The organism is Elstera litoralis, from assembly GCF_000963705.1.
GTDB classification, from domain to species: Bacteria; Pseudomonadota; Alphaproteobacteria; order Elsterales; family Elsteraceae; genus Elstera; species Elstera litoralis.
In genome coordinates this window covers 1-2,814 of the sequence record NZ_LAJY01000572.1, presented here as the reverse complement: position 1 = coordinate 2,814, position 2,814 = coordinate 1, and the positions used below count along the sequence as shown (strand labels likewise).

The following is a 2,814-nucleotide window of genomic DNA, read 5'->3' as shown; positions in this document are numbered from 1 at the left end:
GGCCCAAAAGCAAGAAGGAATGCCGTAATGAGCTCCGAAAAATCCCAGAATGTCCAGGATGTCTTCCTGAACTATATTCGCAAACAGAAAATCCCGGTAACCGTGTTCCTCGTGAATGGCGTAAAGCTTCAGGGCATCGTAACCTGGTTTGATAATTTCTCGGTTCTGTTGCGGCGCGATGCCCATTCGCAGCTTGTCTACAAGCACGCGATTTCCACCATCATGCCCGCAGCCCCGGTTCAATTGTTCGATGGAGTGAAGGAAGCGGGTGACGTCTGATCCTTTGAGCGCGACGGATAATCCCGCCGCCGACCCTTATTTGCCTGAGGCGGCGGTTTCCATTGAGGCCGCCGACCTTGGCGAGCATGCCGCAACGCGCGCTTTTGTTATTCATCCCGATTTAGGCCGCCAGGAAGGCCCCGATAGCCGCTCGATCGAGGGGCGGGTGAACGAGGCCGTTGGCCTTGCCGAAGCCATTGGTTTGGACGTTCAACGCGCCGAAGCCGTGCGCCTGAAAATCCTCCGGCCCGCCACCCTGTTCGGCACGGGTGTTCTGGAGCGCTTGAAGCAGGGCATTGAAGAGGTGCAGGCGGCGGTTGTCATCGTCGATGGGCATCTCTCGCCCGTACAACAGCGCAATCTGGAACGCGAATGGCAGGTGAAGGTCATCGACCGCACCGGGCTTATTCTCGAAATCTTTGGCGCGCGCGCCCGCACCCACGAAGGGCGGCTTCAGGTCGAACTTGCCGCGCTCACCTATCAGCGCTCGCGCCTCGTGCGGTCCTGGACCCATTTGGAGCGCCAACGCGGCGGCTTCGGCTTCCTCGGCGGCCCTGGGGAAAGCCAGCTTGAAATCGATCGACGCTTGATCGGCGACCGTATCGCCAAACTCAAGCGCGAGCTTGAGGAAGTGAAGCGGACGCGCGAGTTGCATCGCGGTGCGCGCAAGAAGGTTCCGCAGCCGGTCATCGCCCTGGTCGGCTATACCAACGCCGGGAAATCGACGCTGTTCAACCGGCTGACCAATGCCGATGTGATGGCGGAAGATATGCTCTTCGCCACTCTCGACCCGACGATGCGCGGCCTCACGCTGCCGTCCGGGCGGCGGGTTATCCTGTCGGATACCGTCGGGTTCATCTCGGCCCTGCCGACGCAGTTGGTCGCCGCCTTCCGGGCGACGCTGGAAGAGGTGCTGGAAGCCGACATTATCCTGCACGTCCGCGACGCTTCGCACCCCGATAGCATGGCCCAAAAGGCCGATGTGGAAGCGGTGCTGCGCTCGCTTGGCCTCGAAAAGCAGGTCGATGCCGGGCTGCCGGAGGTGCTGAATAAGGTCGATCGCTTGGATGGGGAAGGGCTCGCCGAGCAAACACGTCGCGTCACCGGCACGGCGTTGCCGCTGTCGGCCCTCACCGGCCAAGGCATCGATTCGCTGCTGACCTATCTCGACGAAGCCTTGCGCGACCGCCAACAGGTCATCGCCGTTACCATCGATCCGGCGGACGGGCGGCATCTGGCCTGGCTCTATGCTCACGGCGAAGTGCTTTCCCGCGAGGACGATGAAACTGGCCAGGCGCATCTTACGGTCGGGCTCGATCCGATGGAACTTTCGCGCTACCAGCGGCAGTTCCCGCAGTCGGTGATCGGCCTATGAGGGAGACGGCGGCGCTGCTCGGCCCCGTCGCCGATCTCTTGCGGGAAACGGCGGCGCGGGAGTTGGTGCCGCGCTTCCGCAATCTTTCGGCGGGCGATATTCGCGAAAAAGCCCCGAACGATCTCGTCACCGCTGCCGATTTGGCGATGGAAGCGGCCCTCATTCCAGCCTGGAAGCGCTGCTACCGGGCTCGACCACCGTGGGGGAAGAGGCGGTTGCCGCCGATCCCACCGTGCGCGACCGGCTGCACGGCGACGATTGGGTATGGGTGATCGATCCGCTCGACGGCACCGCCAATTTCGCGCGCGGGCACGAAGCTTTCGGCTCGATCCTCGCCCTGGTCCATCACGGCGAAACCTACGCCGGCTGGATTCACGATCCGCTGACCGGCGTCATGGCCTGTGCCGCTAAAGGGCAGGGGACTTGGCGCGATGGCGCTGCCGTGCGGCTACCCGAACCGCCCACCGACCTCGCCGACCAACACGCCGCCCTTTCGGTGCGTTTCTTCCCAGGCGAGGAGCGCAAACGCTTGGCGGAGCTGACCCAGCGTTTCGCCTCGCAGTCGCCGTGCTATTCGGCGGCGCAAGATTATCTGCGGTTGCTTCAGGGCGAAGCCCATTTAGCACTTTTCTACCGCACGTTGCCGTGGGACCATGCCGCCGGGGTTCTGTTGGTCGAAGAGGCGGGCGGCTATGCGGCGAGCCCTTTGAGCGGCAAACCCTATTCCCCCGCCGCCGCCGATCCAGGTTTGCTGATCGCGGCACGGGAAGCGCAGTGGCAGGCGGCGCGGGGGCTGTTGTTTGGGGGATGAGTAAGCGGCGTGTTCAGAGTCGTCTAAACGTGAGTTTTTCATATTTTGACTTTATTTGGTGCAGGCAATGGTCAGGCATCTCGCGTTTCTTCTTTTCGTGCTAATCACGTCAAAAGCCGTTGCAGCCGAGAGTCCTAGCTTTGACTGCGGCAAAGCCAGCACCGAGATCGAAAAAGCCATATGCGCTTCGCCAGAGCTTTCAACCGCTGATCGGGTGATGGCGGGAGCCTATGGTGCTGTTCTTGCCCGCGCGTCCAAGGAGGCAAAGGACCTTCTGCGTGCCGATCAGCGCCGTTGGATTGCCCATATAAGCAATATTTGTCAGGCTCGGTGGTCAAAAGACTCATTT

5 protein-coding genes are annotated in these 2,814 nt (G+C 61.9%); all 5 read left to right on the top strand.

Annotated features, from left to right (window positions below):
- The first annotated feature begins 27 nt into the window (after positions 1–27).
- On the top strand, positions 28–279 hold the full coding sequence (hfq, locus tag VZ95_RS17610) for an RNA chaperone Hfq (RefSeq protein ID WP_045777020.1): 252 nt from the start codon (positions 28–30) through the stop codon (positions 277–279).
- A gap of 61 nt (positions 280–340) precedes the next feature.
- On the top strand, positions 341–1,654 hold the full coding sequence (gene hflX / locus VZ95_RS17605) for a GTPase HflX (RefSeq protein ID WP_045777022.1): 1,314 nt from the start codon (positions 341–343) through the stop codon (positions 1,652–1,654).
- Positions 1,651–1,926, top strand: a complete 276-nt coding sequence (locus VZ95_RS27455; protein WP_232302736.1) for a hypothetical protein — start codon at positions 1,651–1,653, stop codon at positions 1,924–1,926. Before hflX ends, VZ95_RS27455 begins: the two co-directional genes overlap by 4 nt.
- Positions 1,854–2,465: an inositol monophosphatase family protein gene (locus VZ95_RS17600; RefSeq protein WP_232302735.1), complete on the top strand. Its 612-nt coding sequence runs from the start codon at positions 1,854–1,856 to the stop codon at positions 2,463–2,465. Before VZ95_RS27455 ends, VZ95_RS17600 begins: the two co-directional genes overlap by 73 nt.
- 67 nt (positions 2,466–2,532) lie before the next feature.
- Positions 2,533–2,814, top strand: a 282-nt coding sequence (locus VZ95_RS17595) for a lysozyme inhibitor LprI family protein (protein ID WP_045777021.1), incomplete at its 3' end; no start/stop codon positions are given.